General features: G+C 69.8%; 16 protein-coding genes and 1 pseudogene. 8 read left to right on the forward strand and 9 right to left on the reverse strand.

Annotated elements, in window-relative coordinates:
* Positions 1 to 10: 10 nt before the first annotated feature.
* The 3 genes from NNI01S_RS13755 to NNI01S_RS13765 form a co-directional block, all read right to left on the reverse strand.
* Positions 11 to 1,270 carry a deoxyguanosinetriphosphate triphosphohydrolase gene (locus NNI01S_RS13755; RefSeq protein ID WP_063020441.1) on the reverse strand — a complete coding sequence of 420 codons (1,260 nt, stop codon included), beginning with the start codon at positions 1,268 to 1,270 and terminating at the stop codon, positions 11 to 13.
* Between the two features lie 6 nt (positions 1,271 to 1,276).
* Positions 1,277 to 1,957, reverse strand: coding sequence for a YdcF family protein (locus tag NNI01S_RS13760; protein WP_063020442.1), 681 nt, complete (start codon positions 1,955 to 1,957; stop codon positions 1,277 to 1,279).
* A gap of 70 nt (positions 1,958 to 2,027) precedes the next feature.
* Positions 2,028 to 2,705, reverse strand: a complete 678-nt coding sequence (locus NNI01S_RS13765) for an MBL fold metallo-hydrolase (RefSeq protein WP_063020443.1) — start codon at positions 2,703 to 2,705, stop codon at positions 2,028 to 2,030.
* A gap of 31 nt (positions 2,706 to 2,736) precedes the next feature.
* On the opposite strand from NNI01S_RS13765, the gene NNI01S_RS13770 reads away from it, so the two are divergent.
* Complete coding sequence (locus NNI01S_RS13770) at positions 2,737 to 4,710, forward strand: TPM domain-containing protein (protein WP_063020444.1); 1,974 nt, start codon at positions 2,737 to 2,739, stop codon at positions 4,708 to 4,710.
* Between the two features lie 36 nt (positions 4,711 to 4,746).
* Here NNI01S_RS13770 and NNI01S_RS13775 read toward each other — a convergent pair whose 3' ends face one another.
* A complete protein-coding gene (locus tag NNI01S_RS13775; RefSeq protein WP_245676093.1) occupies positions 4,747 to 6,009 on the reverse strand; it encodes a phthiocerol/phthiodiolone dimycocerosyl transferase family protein in 1,263 nt (420 codons plus the stop codon).
* A 70-nt stretch (positions 6,010 to 6,079) separates the two neighbouring features.
* Between NNI01S_RS13775 and NNI01S_RS13780 the strand changes: the two genes are divergently transcribed.
* Both NNI01S_RS13780 and NNI01S_RS13785 read left to right on the forward strand, forming a co-directional pair.
* Positions 6,080 to 6,688 (forward strand): TenA family protein, encoded by a 609-nt coding sequence (locus tag NNI01S_RS13780; RefSeq protein ID WP_063020445.1) that lies wholly within the window; start codon positions 6,080 to 6,082, stop codon positions 6,686 to 6,688.
* A 44-nt stretch (positions 6,689 to 6,732) separates the two neighbouring features.
* Positions 6,733 to 7,122 (forward strand): DUF1707 domain-containing protein, encoded by a 390-nt coding sequence (locus NNI01S_RS13785; protein WP_063020496.1) that lies wholly within the window; start codon positions 6,733 to 6,735, stop codon positions 7,120 to 7,122.
* A 48-nt stretch (positions 7,123 to 7,170) separates the two neighbouring features.
* On the opposite strand, the gene NNI01S_RS13790 is transcribed toward NNI01S_RS13785, so the two are convergent.
* Positions 7,171 to 8,562 (reverse strand): glycine--tRNA ligase, encoded by a 1,392-nt coding sequence (locus NNI01S_RS13790; protein WP_063020497.1) that lies wholly within the window; start codon positions 8,560 to 8,562, stop codon positions 7,171 to 7,173.
* A gap of 195 nt (positions 8,563 to 8,757) precedes the next feature.
* Here NNI01S_RS13790 and NNI01S_RS13795 point away from each other — a divergent pair, with 195 nt between their 5' ends.
* The 3 genes from NNI01S_RS13795 (at position 8,758) to NNI01S_RS13805 (ending at position 10,639) form a co-directional block, all read left to right on the forward strand.
* Positions 8,758 to 9,108, forward strand: a complete 351-nt coding sequence (locus tag NNI01S_RS13795) for an ArsR/SmtB family transcription factor (RefSeq protein WP_063020446.1) — start codon at positions 8,758 to 8,760, stop codon at positions 9,106 to 9,108.
* Between the two features lie 3 nt (positions 9,109 to 9,111).
* A complete protein-coding gene (locus tag NNI01S_RS13800; RefSeq protein WP_063020447.1) occupies positions 9,112 to 9,546 on the forward strand; it encodes a Fur family transcriptional regulator in 435 nt (144 codons plus the stop codon).
* 127 nt (positions 9,547 to 9,673) lie between these two features.
* A complete protein-coding gene (locus NNI01S_RS13805) occupies positions 9,674 to 10,639 on the forward strand; it encodes a hypothetical protein (RefSeq protein ID WP_157114761.1) in 966 nt (321 codons plus the stop codon).
* A gap of 83 nt (positions 10,640 to 10,722) precedes the next feature.
* Here NNI01S_RS13805 and NNI01S_RS13810 read toward each other — a convergent pair whose 3' ends face one another.
* Positions 10,723 to 11,694: a hypothetical protein gene (locus NNI01S_RS13810; RefSeq protein ID WP_063020449.1), complete on the reverse strand. Its 972-nt coding sequence runs from the start codon at positions 11,692 to 11,694 to the stop codon at positions 10,723 to 10,725.
* 102 nt (positions 11,695 to 11,796) lie between these two features.
* Here NNI01S_RS13810 and NNI01S_RS13815 point away from each other — a divergent pair, with 102 nt between their 5' ends.
* Positions 11,797 to 12,414 (forward strand): TetR/AcrR family transcriptional regulator, encoded by a 618-nt coding sequence (locus NNI01S_RS13815; protein ID WP_063020450.1) that lies wholly within the window; start codon positions 11,797 to 11,799, stop codon positions 12,412 to 12,414.
* A gap of 20 nt (positions 12,415 to 12,434) precedes the next feature.
* On the opposite strand, the gene NNI01S_RS13820 is transcribed toward NNI01S_RS13815, so the two are convergent.
* Positions 12,435 to 12,845: a YbjN domain-containing protein gene (locus NNI01S_RS13820; protein ID WP_063020451.1), complete on the reverse strand. Its 411-nt coding sequence runs from the start codon at positions 12,843 to 12,845 to the stop codon at positions 12,435 to 12,437.
* Positions 12,846 to 12,859: 14 nt separating this feature from the next.
* Positions 12,860 to 13,675 carry an isoprenyl transferase gene (locus NNI01S_RS13825; RefSeq protein WP_157114762.1) on the reverse strand — a complete coding sequence of 272 codons (816 nt, stop codon included), beginning with the start codon at positions 13,673 to 13,675 and terminating at the stop codon, positions 12,860 to 12,862.
* A 122-nt stretch (positions 13,676 to 13,797) separates the two neighbouring features.
* On the opposite strand from NNI01S_RS13825, the gene NNI01S_RS13830 reads away from it, so the two are divergent.
* A complete protein-coding gene (locus NNI01S_RS13830) occupies positions 13,798 to 14,178 on the forward strand; it encodes an Aca2/YdiL-like domain-containing protein (protein ID WP_063020452.1) in 381 nt (126 codons plus the stop codon).
* Positions 14,179 to 14,491: 313 nt separating this feature from the next.
* On the opposite strand, the pseudogene recO reads toward NNI01S_RS13830, so the two are convergent.
* Positions 14,492 to 15,217: pseudogene (gene recO / locus NNI01S_RS13835) on the reverse strand (DNA repair protein RecO); the annotation flags it as partial.
* Positions 15,218 to 15,354: the final 137 nt, after the last annotated feature.

The following is a 15,354-nucleotide window of genomic DNA, read 5'->3' on the forward strand; positions in this document are numbered from 1 at the left end:
CGACGCGGGACTAGACGTTCAGTTCCACCGCGACCCGCTCCAAGCGGCTTTCGGTGTAGGAGGCGATCTGGTCCACCACGACGCGCACGCGAGCCGCGTCGTCGGTCGCCGCGTTCCAGAACGGCAGCAGCACCGGATCGAGAGTGCGCGGTGCGGTGGCCAGCAAGCGATCGGCGACAGCGAGGATGCGTTCGCGCTGCGCGGCCTGCCGCAACCGGTGTGCCGGGTCGGACATGACATACCGCAGCGCCACGGTCTTCAGCAGCGCCACCTCGGCGGCGACGATGCGCGGCACCTCCAGGTCCGCGGCGTACCGGGACAACGGTTCCGGCCCGGCCACCTCTCTCGTCGCCATGATCGCGGCGGTGGCGAAGCGGCCGACGAGTTCGCTGGTGAGGCGCTTCAGCGCGACGGAGGCGGTGAACGTGCCGTCGTACCCGGACGCCCCCGCGACCACCGGGAGTTCCGACAGCCGCTGCGCGGCGGCGATCAGTTCGTCGGCAGCCAGTGAATGCTGGAACTGGCCGAGCGCCGCCAGCGCGTCCTGTTCGGCGGGGTCGGCCAGTGCGCGCAGATCGATCCGGCCCGCGATGACACCGTCCTCGACGTCGTGCACCGAGTAGGCGACGTCGTCGGACCAGTCCATGATCTGACATTCGAGGCTGCGCCGCCGGTCCGGCGCGCCCTTGCGGATCCACTCCAGGCGCTCGGTGTCGACCTCGTAGGCGCCGAACTTGGTGCCGGGACCCGTTCGGCCCCAAGGGTATTTGAGCGCCGCGTCGAGCGCGGCCCGGGTGAGGTTGAGGCCCGCGCCGGCGGCGTCGGGCTCGAGCACCTTGGGTTCCAGACGGGTGAGGATGCGGAGGTTCTGCGCGTTGCCTTCGAAACCGCCGAAGGCGTCGGCGAAGGTATCGAGCGCCTTCTCGCCGTTGTGGCCGTAAGGCGGATGGCCGATGTCGTGGGCCAATCCGGCGAGGTCGACCAGATCCGGGTCGCAGCCGAGGCCGTCGGCGATGCTGCGGCCGATCTGGGCGACCTCCAGGGAATGGGTGAGCCGGGTACGCGGCGTGTCCGCCTCGCGCGGACCCATGACCTGCGTTTTGTCGGCCAGTCTGCGCAGCGCCGCGGAGTGCAGCACGCGGGCCCGGTCGCGGGCGAATTCGGTCCGGTGGCCGGTCTCGAACTCACTGCGCGGCGGGCCGAGCCCCGCGGTCTTGGCGCCCTCGACGACGAGGCGTTCGGTGTCGTGATCGGTGTACCGGCCGCTCATCGGGCGTCACTGTCCTGCCGTGTAGGTGAAGTCCGCCGAGAAGTGGGTTAGCTGGTACCACAGCAAGGCGCCGGTCTCCCTGGCGATGCCGTGCGCCTGGGATTCGCGGGTGTAGACGGCGGGGCCGGTTCTGGTGGGGGCGGTCCACGCGTCCAGCCCTTCGTCCCGGGCCATGGTGCGCGTGCGCAGCGAGTGCCAGGGATCACTGACCAGCACCGCCGACGACATGTCACGCGCCCGCATCGCCGTCGCCACGGCTTCGATGCTGCGCAAAGTGTCCGAACCGGTTTCGACGGCGAGGATCTTGTCGGCGGGCACGCCGCGCGCCTGCAGGTAGTTCTTGCCCGAGGCGGCTTCGGTGAACAGGTCGCCCTCCTGCTTGCCGCCCACCGTGATGACCCGCGGCGCGACACCGGCCCGGAACAGCTTGTACGCCTGGTCGAGTCGCGCTTCGAAAACCGAGGACGGCGTACCGGAGTACTGCGCCGCACCGAGTACGACGATCGCGTCTGCCTTCGCGTAGTCCTCGATGCGCGCGACCTGCCACACCCGGAAGGCGGTCCCGCCGACCAGCACCGCCCCCATCACCACCGAACCGACGACCAGCCGCCGCGTCCAGCGCAGCAACCCGGCGCCGAAGCCGTATGGCCGGGCAGGGTCGGGCGCCGGGAGAGCCCGGGTGCGCATCGTTGGCAAATCCACACCCCAAGTCTGCCAGGAGCGGCGCGGGGCCTCGTGCGGTAACCGTCAGGGGCGGTTACCAGCCGCGCTCTTGCCAGGTCGGGAGGGCGGGACGCTCGGCGCCGAGGGTCGTGTCGTCGCCATGGCCGGGATAGACGACGGTGTCGTCGGGGTAGCGATCGAAGAGTTTGGCGGAGACATCGGTGAACAGCGAGGCGAAGTCCTCCGGGGAGGTGGTGCGCCCGACGCCACCGGGGAACAGCGAGTCCCCGGTGAACAGGTGCGTGCGTCCCGCCCCATCGGTGAGCGCGAGGGTGATCGAGCCCGGCGTGTGGCCACTCAGATGAATGACCTCGAAGACCAGCTCGCCGACGGTGACGGTGTCGCCGTCGGCGAGCAGCCGGTCGGGGCGCACCGGGAGCGGGTCGGCGTCGAGCGGGTGCGCCGCGGTCGGGGCGCCGGTGGCGGCGGCGGTCTCGCGCAGCGCCATCCAGTGGTCGCGGTGCTGATGGGTCGTGACGATCAGCTGGACCTGCCCGGGCGCTTCCTGCTCGACCAGGGCCGCGATGCGCGCCGCTTCGTTGGCGGCGTCGATGAGCAGGGCGGCGCCGGTTCTGGTGCACTGCACCAGGTAACAGTTGTTGTCCATGCCGCCGACGGACATCTTGACGATGCGCGCGCCGGGGACATCGCGCTGCTGCGGGTTCGAATCCGGGGACACATGGCCGCTGTACGGGCGATCGATGGTGATCACGGAAACGATGCTAGCGAGCTAGATTCGTGCCATGTCACTGCCGCCGCGGATCGGCCTCGTTCGCCCGCTCGTGATCAGCGTCCTGCTGGCCGCGATCTCCCTGCTCGGCGCTGCGCAGCTCGCGGCGGAACCTCCGCTGCGGATGAACACCTACGTGGAGGACCAGGCCGGGGCGCTCGACGCGGGTCAGCTCGATCGGGTGCGCGGCGCGGTCGACCGGCTCTACGCCGACCAGCGGATCCGGCTGTGGGTGGTGTACGTGCGCGGCTTCGACGGGCAAGACCCGCGGGACTGGGCCCGGCGCACCGCGTCGATGTCCGGGTTCGGCGAACGGGATCTGCTGCTCGCGGTGGCCACCGAGGATCGCGCGTACTGGCTGGAGGGCCAAGTGCCCGGCGGGGTGAGCGATTCGGAACTCGACGACATCCTGCTCGGCGACCTCGAACCGGCCTTGCGCGAGGGGCGGTGGGCCGACGCGGGGGTCGCGACCGCCGACGGGCTGGACGCGGCGATGCGCGGCGGCGGGGTGAACGTGCGCGCGCTGCTGGTGATCGGTCTGCTTGTCGTCCTGGTTGCGGGCGGCCTCGTCTGGTACGCGCGCAAACGGCGTCGCGACCGGTCCGCGGCGGAGTTGGCCGCGGCGCGGCAACTGGATCCGGAGAACACGGCGGCGCTGTCCGCGCTGCCGTTGGACGCGCTGCACGCGCGCTCCAGGGAGGTGCTGGTGGAGATCGACAACGCGATCCGCACCAGCGGCGAGGAACTCGACCTGGCCGCCGGCGAGTTCGGCGCTACCGCCACCATGCCCTTCCGTATCGCCCTCGACCAGGCGAAGGCCGCCGCCGCCGAGGCGTTCGCGATCCGGCAGCGCCTCGACGACGCCATCCCGGAGACAGCCGACGAGCAGCGCGCAGCGCTGGTCGAGCTGATCGGCACCGTCGGGCGCGCCGACCGCGCACTCGACGCACAGGTCACCGAGTTCGACGCCATGCGCGATCTGCTGCTCGATGCCGCGAACCGGCTGGACACGCTCATCAGGGACGTCGTCGACGTCACCGCCCGGATCCCGCACTCGGAGGCGGAGCTGAGCAGGCTCACCGCCACCCATCCGGCAAGTGTGCTCGCGCCGATCCAGGACAACGTGCGAATGGCGCGGGAGCGCATCGACTTCGCGGAGCAGAACATCGACGCGGGACGGTCCGCGCTCGCCGAGCCGGTCGGCGAGCAGGGCGGCGCGGTCGCCGCGATTCGCGCCGCCGAAGCCGCGATCGGTCAGGCCCGCGCCCTGCTCGACGCGGTGGACAATGCGGCGGCCGCGATCCAGCAGGCCCGCGACGGCCTTCCGGGCGTGCTGGACGAGCTGCGCCGCGACCTCACCGCCGCCACCGAGCTGTCCGGCTACGGCGGGCCGGAGCTGGCGGACGCCCGCACCGCGGCGCAGTCCGCGCTGGCGAAGGCGACGTCCGCGGCGGACGCCGATCCGCTGAGCGCCTTTCACGACGCCGTCACCGCCGATGCCGATCTCGACCGCGCCGTCGCGGCCGCCACCGATCGCAAACTCGCCGCCGAGGACCTGCGACGCAGACTCGATCGGGCGCTCACCGACGCGCGCGCCCGGATCGGCGCGGCCGCCGACTACGTCACCACGCGGCGCGGCGGCATCGACGCCGACGCCCGCACCCGCCTGTCGGAAGCGCAGCGCAACCTCGACGACGCGCAGCGGCTGAGCGCGAGCGACCCCGCCGACGCGCTGCGCCGCGCGCAGGCGGCGGCGGATCTGGCCGGGCGCGCGCTGCAGGAGGCGCAGGCCGGCGTGCGGGCCTGGGAGGCGACGCGGACGCCCTCCGGAGGCGCCCAGACCGGAGCGGTGCTCGGCGGCATCCTGCTCGAAGGGCTCCTGCGCGGGGCCGCGAGCGGCGCCCGGCGCTCCGGCGGCGGCTGGATCCCCGGGTCCTACGGCGGGTCCTCCGGTTCTCGGCGGATCGGTCGCGGCGGGAGGTTCTGATCGCGACTCGATCCGGAGACCCGGCACGCGTGCCGATCAGCGGCCGCCCGCCGCCGTCAAGGCGGTCAGCTCGGCCCGCACCGCCTCGGGCAGGCCGTCGGCGTGCGCGCCGCCGCCGAGCACGCCGACCGCCAGCTCGCCGGCGAAGGTGTAGCCGAGAAACGTGACCGCGGCCGACGCGCCCGCGGACGGGCGGGGATGCGCCGAGACGTAGACGATCTCGTAATCGGTGAGCTCGAGACCGGGGGGCGTGCGGAACACCGGGACGACTCCGGTGTTGGTTACCGCGATGTGCCCGGCCAGTGAATGAATCCTGCTCTCGCCGTAGATATCCGGGAAGTGCAGCACGGACTGCTGCACGACGCCTTCGGACAGGTCGCGGGTCAGACGGGCCGAAATCCGCTGTGCCAGTTCGAGCGGGCTGGCGGCAGGGTCCACGGTGGCCGCGAAGCAGGCGAGCCCGGCCATATTGGTGCCCGCCGCCGCGGTGACCGGCGGATCCAGCCGGGCGCGCAGGTCAACCGGGTACAGACAGCCCAACGATGTTGCGCCGCCGACGGTCTCACGCGCATACGCACGCAGCAGCGCGGCGGTCAGCAGGCCGTTCACCGTTACGCCGGTGCCGCGGGCGAGCTCGGTGATCCGGGCGGTGGCCTCGCGATTCAGCCGCACGCGCACCGGGCGGGTGAGCGAGCTCGGCGCCGGTTGCGCACTGCCGGGCGGCACGTCGCGTGCCTCCAGCGGAAGCGGCTTGGTCACGTCTTCGAATCCGGACGTCGCGGTCCTGGTGATGCCGCGGGCCGCGACATGCCACTCCAACGACTGCGGAATATCTTGCACGACAGCATTTACCGGCTGCCGTTCGACGACATCGCTATAAAGGCCCCACAGTCGCGACAGCAGCTCGACGCAGTGGCCCGCGTCGGCGACGCTGTGGTGAGCGAACAGCGTGATCCGCCATTCCTCCGCGCCCGAACCGACCACGTCCAGATAGGCCAGTTGCACCGCCGGATCCATCGCGGGAATGCCGATCACCGCCACGTCACCTCCACGTACGGAAACCGGGGTCCAGGCCGTCTCGTCCGCGGCGAGCAGATATCCCTGTCCCGTAGCTTCTTCGGCGATGCGGCAACCGATCACCGGACACGTCCGCCGTAACGCCGCGAAGGCTTCCCGCAGCGCCGTCACATCCAGCGCTCCCCGTACCGACACCGACCGGCCCGTATAGGTGCCGTGCCGCACGAACCGCTGCTCCGACGGCGCGAGCGTCCGAATCAGAGCGTCCTCATCCCTCAACACACCGCAAGGGTGCGGCACCACCGGCACGGGTGCAAACCGACCGGGCGGACGGATGCGGAAGACTGCCGGTATGAGTCTCGCGGCGCACTTGGAGAAGATCGGCCTGCCCTCGGTGGACGAACAACTCGCCCATCCCACCGTGGTGGGTATCGCGGAGGGCACCCTGCCCGAACCGGTCTTCCGGTCCTGGTTGGAGCAGGACTACCTGTTCCTGCTCGACTACGTCCGGGTGTTCGCGCGCCTCGCCTGGCAGGCTCCGGCCGCCCATCTCGGTGACCTCGTCGACCTCGCGCATGCCACCTATCACGAGGAACTGTCGCTGCACCGCTCGCTGGCCGCCGAGTTCGGCGCCGATCTCGACGGCGCCGTCAAAGGCGGCCCGTGCGCGGCGTACACGGCGTTTCTGCTGGACTCCGCCGCATCCTACGGCGAGGGACTCGCCGCCTTGTATCCGTGCATGTGGGGATATTCCACGCTCGGCGCGCGACTGGCGCAGCGGCCGCCCGCCGAACCGCGCTACCGCCGCTGGGTCGACACCTACGCCGATCCGGGCTTCGCGGCCCTGACCCGTCGCTGCGCGCAGATGATCGACGAGTCCGGCGCGGACCCGGCCCGCGCGGAATCGCTTTTCCGCGAGGGCCTGCGGCACGAGTTGGCGTTCTGGGACGTTCCCCGCTGACCTCGTTCCTTCCCGCCACCGGCCGGGTGACCTACGCTCACATCGTGAGTCAGGACCACGTGCGGGCGTCGGACGCCGATCGGGAGAAGATCATCGACCGGCTGCGCCTTGCGATGAACGAGGGCAGGCTGTCGCTGGCCGAATTCGATGATCGGCTGCAACAGGTGTATTCCGCCAAGACCTATGGCGAGCTGACGCCGTTGCTGTCCGACCTTCCCGCGCAACGCGACTCGCAGCCGGCGCGCGCAAAGGGCATCCCCCAGTGGATCACGATCATGTGGACGCCGTGGGTCTTCGTCAACGTATTGTGCGTGGCGATCTATCTGGCCACCGGCGCGGGCTATTTCTGGCCGTTCTGGGTCGCGGTGCCGTGGGGCCTGGCGCTGCTCATCCCGACCACGATCGGCATCACCACCCGCAAGAAGGGCGCCTGAACGACAGCGCCCCGTGGCCGGGAACGACCACGGGGCGGCGCGGCGAACTCAGGCGCCGATCAGGTGCTGGGCCAGGTAGCCCTCCACCTTGTCCAGCGCGATGCGCTCCTGGGTCATCGTGTCGCGCTCGCGGATGGTCACCGCCTGGTCGTCGAGCGTCTCGAAATCGACGGTGATGCAGAACGGCGTGCCGATCTCGTCCTGGCGGCGGTAGCGGCGGCCGATCGCGCCCGCGTCGTCGAACTCGACGTTCCAGTTCTTGCGCAACTGCGCGGCCAGGTCCTTCGCCTTCGGCGTGAGGTCGGCGTTGCGCGAGAGCGGCAGTACCGCCGCCTTCACCGGCGCGAGGCGACGATCCAGGCGCAGCACCGTGCGGGTGTCCACGCCGCCCTTGGCGTTGGGCGCCTCGTCCTCGGCGTAGGCGTCCACCAGGAAGGCCATCAGCGAACGAGTGAGGCCCGCCGCGGGCTCGATGACGTACGGGATGTAGCGCTCGTTGGTGTTCTGGTCGAAGAAGCTCAGCTCGGTACCGGAGTGCTCGGAGTGCGTCTTCAGGTCGAAGTCGGTGCGGTTGGCGATGCCCTCCAGCTCACCCCACTCGTTGCCCTGGAAGCCGAAGCGGTACTCGATGTCGGTGGTGCCCGCCGAGTAGTGCGAGAGCTTGTCCTTCGGGTGCACGAACAGCCGCAGGTTGTCCGCGGCGATGCCGAGATCGGTGTACCAGGAGAACCGCGTCTCGATCCAGTACTTGTACCACTCCTCGTCCTCGCCCGGCTTGACGAAGTACTCCATCTCCATCTGCTCGAACTCGCGGGTGCGGAAGATGAAATTGCCCGGGGTGATCTCGTTGCGGAAGCTCTTGCCGATCTGCGCGATACCGAACGGAGGCTTCTTGCGCGCGGTCGTCATCACGTTGGCGAAGTTCACGAAGATGCCCTGCGCGGTCTCCGGGCGCAGGTAGTGCAGGCCCTCCTCGGACTCGATCGGGCCGAGGTAGGTCTTGAGCATCATGTTGAAGTCGCGCGGCTCGGTCCAGCGGCCGACGGTGCCGCAGTTCGGGCACGCGACGAGCTCCATCGAGACCGTGTCCGGGTCATCGATCTTGTTCTTCAGCGCGTACGCCTCCTGCAGGTGGTCCTGCCGGAAGCGGTGATGGCAGTGCAGGCACTCGACCAGCGGGTCGTTGAACACGCCCACGTGGCCGGAGGCGACCCACACCTGGCGGGGCAGGATCACCGAGGAGTCCAGGCCGACGACGTCCTCACGGCCGGTGACCATGGCGCGCCACCACTGCTTCTTGATGTTCTCCTTGAGCTCGACGCCCAGCGGCCCGTAATCCCACGCCGACTTGGTGCCTCCGTAGATCTCACCGCACGGGTACACCAGACCCCGGCGCTTGGCGAGGTTGGCAACGGTGTCCACCTTCGACTTGGGTGCCACGCGAGAATTCTCCATCCACTGCGAGTCGGATTTTTGCATTGCCCCGACACGATAGTTTTGTGTCGAGACCGCGATTGTGCCCAGCCTATCGGCAGCGCCCGCAGCGGTTTCAACCGCACGGTTCGGCGTGCCTGTTTGACATGCGCACCTGTGCATATGCAAACTGGTAATGCTTTCCATTAAGGAGTTGGTGAAATGACCGCCGAGACCGCCGCGGCGCCGCCGCACAACCCGTATCGGTCGCCCGGACCGGCGCCGGTACCCCCGCGAGCCGTGCTGGAGGACGCGGGTGAGTTGTTGCGGGCGCTGGCCGCGCCGGTCCGGATTGCTATCGTGCTGCAGTTGCGCGAGTCACCGCGGTGTGTGCACGAATTGGTCGACGCGCTCGGTGTCACGCAACCGCTGGTCAGTCAGCATCTGCGTATCCTCAAGGCCGCCGGTGTCGTGCACGGTGAGCGTTCGGGTCGCGAGGTGCTCTACGAACTCGTCGACGACCACCTGGCGCACATCGTCGTCGACGCCGTCGCGCACGCCGAGGAAGGGTGATTCGTGCCAGACAACACGACCGTTCCGCAGAAACCGGTCGGCATCCGCAGCACCAGGCAGCGCAGCGCCATCGCCGCGCTGCTCGGTGACATCGACGAGTTCCGCTCCGCGCAGGACCTACACGACGAGCTGCGCAAGCGCGGCGAGGGCATCGGCCTGACCACCGTCTACCGGACGCTGCAGTCGCTGGCCGACGCGGGCATGGTCGACGTGCTGCGCACCGACTCCGGCGAGTCGGTCTACCGCCAGTGCTCCACCGGCCATCACCATCACCTGGTGTGCAGGCATTGCGGCCGCACCGTGGAGGTCGAGGGCCCCACAGTGGAGGCGTGGGCCGAGGCGATCGCGGGCGAGTACGGCTTCACCGAGATCAGCCACACCCTCGAGGTGTTCGGCACCTGCACGACATGCGGGACGGCACGCCGAGCAGAGAGGTAATCGGCCCGCTTCCCGCCGTGTCCGGTTAACGCGGCTGCGACCAGCGAAGATTCATCGGCGAGATCCTCGCGGCCCCGGACCGATCCGGGTCCGGCACGAAGGATCCGCCATCTGCTGGGGAGGCAGCGTGTCAACCACCATCGACTCATTCGCACACCCGGTGCGCCGCCGGGCCGTCACCGTCGCCGGGGCCACGCTCGTCGTGGCCTCGGCGCTGTTGCTTTCGGCGTGCCAGGACGAGGACGGCACGCCGGTGGCGGTCCCGTCGGCCACCGCCACCGCGGTCGCCACCGCGCCGGGCGGGACGAGCGGGCAGTCGACCGTCCGCACCGTCGGCAAAACCGGCTGGTACGACGGATTCGACATCACCGTGGACAAGGCCACGGTCGTGCCGGACGAGTACGGCGGCGCGAAGGTGCGCATCGATATCACCTACAAGAACACCACGCCGGACAACCGCGCGTTGAGCATCACACCGTCGCTGCTGGTCGGCAGAGAGGTGGACGGCGGGGCCGTCTTCGACAGCCCCACGGTGCCCGGCAACGGCGCGGCCACCGGCACGGCCACCACGTCTTTCCAATCCGCGAAGGACGCCGAGCACCTCATCGACACCATGACCATCGTCTACGGCCAGGCGGCGGACAACCAGACCACGATCCCGCTCGCCGCGGCGGGCAAGGTGGACAGCGTCCGGCCGAAGACGCTGGCCGTCACCGGCACCCTGGTGCAGGACCAGACGACCATCCGGGTCACCGGCGGCCGCATCAGCCCGAGCTACACCGAGAACGAGAACGGCAAATCCGACCTGGCCCTGCGCATCGAACTCGTCGGCGGGCCGGGCATCCCCGCGGGCGGAACGAACATCTACTACGACTACTTCACCGTCCGGACTCCCGGCGGCCAGACCGTGGCCGCCGACATCCGCGGCCCGATCAACGAGTTGCTCAACGCGAACGAGACCATCGACAACCCGAAGAACTACGTGATCTTCGTGGTTCCCTCCCCCGGCACCGGCCCCTACACGGTGACCTACAACGCCCAGAAGCAAGAGGGCGCGGCCACCGCGCCAACCCTGTCGTTCACCATCGACTGATCCGATCCCGCAGCCATTCCCGCCGGGGAATCCCCGACGGGAATGGCTGCGGTGACGACCGTCCCGGACCGGGCGGACTCGATTCAGCCGACCGGGACCGCGTCCCGAGCCGGTGCCCGCGTCTCGGCCGGACGGCCGCGCAGCGCGGCCACACCGAGCAGCGCGAGCGCGACCGCGGCCCAGACCAGTAGCACCACCAACGGCCCGGTCGCGGCGGCGCCGTCGAAGAACGCGATCGAGCGCAGGAGCGACGCGGCCGCACCCGGGGGCAGCAACTGCCCGATGGCGCCCCAGGGCTGCGGCAGCAGCTCCGGCGCGGACGTGGCCGCCGAGAACGGGTTGCCGATCAGCAGCATGGTGAGGGCGGCGATGCCGATTCCGGCCCGCCCGAGCACGGCGGCCAGCCCGACGACCGCGCCGGCCACCGCGAACGACACCAGTCCGGCGACCGCCGCGAGCGCCGGGTAGGACCCGGGCACCACCGACATCCAGCCTTGGATGATCGCCATGCCGAGCAGTCCGCCGACGACGCCGAAGGTCGCCAGTCCGATCAGGCGGCCGCCGATCGCCGGGATCAGCAGTGCCAGGAGCACACCGGCCGCGATGCCGGACATCACCAGCGGCAGCACCATGGCGCCGAACGCGGTGCCGCGCGGATCGTCGGAGTCGGCGGCCACCACGTCCTCGACTCGTGCGGCGGGCGCACCGGAGAGCTGCTGCCCGATCTGGGTGAGTTGCTGCGCGACAGCGGGACTCGCGCCGGAGGCGACCAGCACGCGCGGCGGTCCGTCGCCGGTGACGATCGCGCCGTACACCTCCCGGTCCTGGATCGCGGCACGCGCGGCGGCCTCGTCCGCGGGCGTACTGATCTCGAAGGCGCCCGGACTGTGCTCGGCGAGCTTGCCGGTGACCATCGCGGCCTGCGGGCCGGTGACGGCCAGCGGCAGGTCACGCGGCGCGATGTTGGCGGCAGGCCAGGCGAACGCGATCAGCATCAGCGCCTGGAGCAGGGCGGCGCCGAGGCCGAGAGCGAACGCCCGCGGCATGGTGTTCATGACCTTCTCCTAAAAATCGAATGCTCGTTCTTTTTAGTTGCGCCTACCGTCGCACGGGGTCGGGAAGTTGTCAAGAACGGATATTCGTTTTACTTTGGGCCCATGCCCCGAGTCACCGAAGAGCACCTCGAACGCCGCAGGCAGCAGATCCTGGACGCCGCGCGGCGCTGCTTCGCCCGCAAGGGGTTCCACGAGACCTCCATGCAGGATGTGTTCGCGGAATCCGGACTCTCGGCCGGCGCGGTCTACCGCTACTTCAAAAGCAAGGACGAACTGATCACCGCACTCGCCACGGAAACGACGGTGTCGCTGCGCATCGCCATGGACGAGGCGATCCGCCACGATCCGCTGCCGACGCCCGCCGAATTGATCACCATGATCGCGGAGGAGGTGGTGCGGCGCAGCGGACCCGACGGCCCGGTGCGACTGGCGCCGCAAGCCTGGGCGCTGGCCTTGGTGCATCCGCAAGCGGCGGTGATGGTCCGCGACACGATGTTCGCGATGCGCGCGCTCTGGGTGGTCTACGCCGAACGGATGCGCGACAAAGGCTGGCTACCCGAAGACGCCGACATCGACGCCGTGGCCAAAGCGATCATCGGACTGCTGCCGGGATTCATCCTCCAGCACCTCATTCTGGGCGACCTCGACCCGCAGACACTGGCGCGCGGCGTGCGCACCCTCCTCCCCTACGGCGAGCCCGCCGATCCGATCGCCGGATGAGGCGGTGCGGCCGCGCCGCCTCAGGGCAGCAGACCCTGCCTGGCTCGGCTCGCGTTGGACAGCACGAGCAGCAGCATGGTGGTGAGGGCCTGATCGTCGAGGCCGGCGGCGGGGAAGGTGTAGCGCAGGATGACATCGGCCAGGCCGCCGCGGGCGATCACCGTGAGCGAACCGAATTGCAGCGCGTTGTTGCGTTCGGCGACGCGCTTGTGCAGCTGCGCTTTCAGCGGCCGATCCCAAGCCAGCACGCAGGTGAGGCTCAGCACGTCCAAACCGGGCGCCAGGTTCACCGCGCGCAGCGAGGAGAGCGCGCCCTCGTACTCGAAGCCCAGCGACCCGTCGGCGTCGACGCGCACGTCGACGCCGTAGCTCGACAGGCAGGCACCGGCCCGCGCCTGGAGTTCCCGGTCCGGAGTCACCGCTGCGTCCATATTCGTGCCGCCGTTCACTTGGTGCCGCCGAAACGGCGGTCCCGCGAAGCGTACTGGAGGCAGGCCTCCCACAGGTTGCGTCGATCGAAGTCGGGGAAAAGCGTGTCCTGGTAGACGAATTCGGCGTAGGCCGACTGCCAGATGAGGAAGTTGGAGCTGCGGAACTCGCCCGAGGGGCGCAGGAACAGGTCCACGTCCGGCATGTCGGGCTCGTCCAGATATTTCGCCACCGTCGCCTCTGTGACCTTCTCCGGATCGATCTCGCCCGCCGCCACCCGGCGCGCGATCTCCCTTGCGGCATCGGCGATTTCGGCGCGGCCGCCGTAGTTGACGCACATGGTCAGCGTCATCACCGTGTTGTCCTTGGTGAGCTCCTCGGCGATCTCCAATTCCTTGATCACGCTGCGCCACAGGCGCGGCCGCCGCCCCGCCCAGCGCACCCGGACACCCATCTCGTGCATCTCGTCCCGGCGCCTGCGGATCACGTCGCGGTTGAAGCCCATGAGGAAGCGCACCTCCTCGGGGCTGCGCCGCCAGTTCTCGGTGGAGAACGCGTAGGCGGACAGCCACTTGACGCCGATCTCGATACAGCCCTCGACGGTGTCCATCAGCACCGCCTCGCCACGCTCGTGACCTGCGGTGCGCGGCAACCCGCGCTCCTGGGCCCAGCGCCCGTTGCCGTCCATGACCAGCGCGACATGGCTGGGCACCAATTCCGGCGGCAGCTGCGGCGGCCGAGCTCCCGACGGATGCGGCGCGGGCGGGCGGACGCCCACGCGCTCGGGCGCGGTCGCGGTGGCGGAGTCTCGGCGGAGGATCACGGCCTCTATCCTGCCTGATCGCTTCCACCGCCCCCACTGCCGTGTTCCTTCCTGATGAATTCCACGGTTCCCACCGGCACCGGTGACCTATTCTTTTCCCTATCGTGATACTGGGGAGGGGTTTCTCGGACGTGACCGATTTACCAGGCACCGCGACCGCCGCGGGTTTCCGGGCCACTCGTGAACTACTCGGACTTCCGGTGCCGTGGTGCGCGCGGTTCTTCGCGGTCGCGGAGCGCACGGTCGAGCGCTGGGAGAAGGGGGCCTTCCAGATCCCCGACACCGCGGCCCGCGAACTCGCCGCCATCGCGGACGAGACCGATCAGGTGGTCGAGGCCATGGTCGACGCCATCGACGCCGGAGAGATCTCACCCCGCCTGCACACCTACCGGACCAACGACGACTACTGCAAGCACGAGCCGGATACCCGCTATCCGGCCACCTGGCACCGCGCCGTATGCGCCCGCGTCATGAACGAGCTGCCCCAGGTAGAACTTCAATTCGTGGAGTAGGCGGCCCGGCCCGCAGTGCGCCCGGCGCGGATCGAGCACGGATCTCATCCCACGCCCACTCCTGCGGCTGCCCGGCCTCCGCTCGGTACTGCGCCGACTGCGCACGAACCTCGTCCGGCCGCGTCTCCTCCTGCGGTTTCCTCCCCTGCGCTGCCTCCGCATGAACCTCATCGGGCAACGCCCTCCCCTCCGGCTGCCTGCCCGGCGCGGACCGTCCACCGACCTCGTCCGGTCGCGTCCTCTCCTGTGGCCGCACTGCTCGCACCCCACCCGACGCGTCCCCAGGTGGAATACGACCGGCCGCGTCCTTGGACCGCTCGATCAACGGCAGAGTGCGCAGCTGACGTTCCAGATGCCACTGCAGATGCGCCGCGACCAGGCCGCTGGCTTGCCTGCGCACCGCCTCGGGCGTCGTCTCGACCCGCTCCCACTCCCCGCGCAACAAGGCGACCAACAGATCGAGCACCCCCGGGGCGGGCGTCGCGGCACCCGGCGGACGGCAATGCACACACACCGCGCCACCGGCCGCCACATGGAAGGCTCGGTGCGGACCCGGCGTCGCGCACTTGGCGCACTCGTCCAATGCGGGGGCCCAGCCCGCGAAACCCATGGCGCGCAACAAGAAAGCGTCCAGGATCAGTTCGTGCGGCCGCTGTTTGGCCGCGATGGCGCGCAGGGCGCTCGCCGTGAGAGCGTGCAGCCGTGGCGCGGGCGCGCGCTCCTCCCCGGCCAGACGTTCGGCGGTCTCCAGAACGGCGCACGCGGTGGTGTAGCGCCCGTAGTCGTCGATGATGTCGGCGGCGAACGCCTCCATCGTGTGCACCTGTGTGACGGTGTCCAACGTGCGCCCGGGATGCAACTGCACGTCGATGTAGGAGAACGGCTCCAACCGGGCCCCGAACCTCGACTTGGTCCGCCGCACCCCCTTGGCGACCGCGCGCACCAGTCCGTGCTGTCGCGTGAGCAGCGTGACGATGCGGTCCGCCTCACCCAGCTTGTGCTGGCGCACCACAACAGCCTCGTCCCGATACAAACGCACGTGCCGAGTCTAATGCTGTGTTTGTTTTGCCAGCGCCTGCGGCGCTGGGTGTTCGCGGCCCCTTTGTGGCTCGCGTTTGCGCGGCCGCCGCTTGCTCCTTCGTCGCGTACGCGGCGGCCGCGCAAACGCGAGCCGGG

Source organism: Nocardia niwae NBRC 108934 = DSM 45340 (assembly GCF_001613465.1).
Classification (GTDB): Bacteria; Actinomycetota; Actinomycetes; order Mycobacteriales; family Mycobacteriaceae; genus Nocardia; species Nocardia niwae.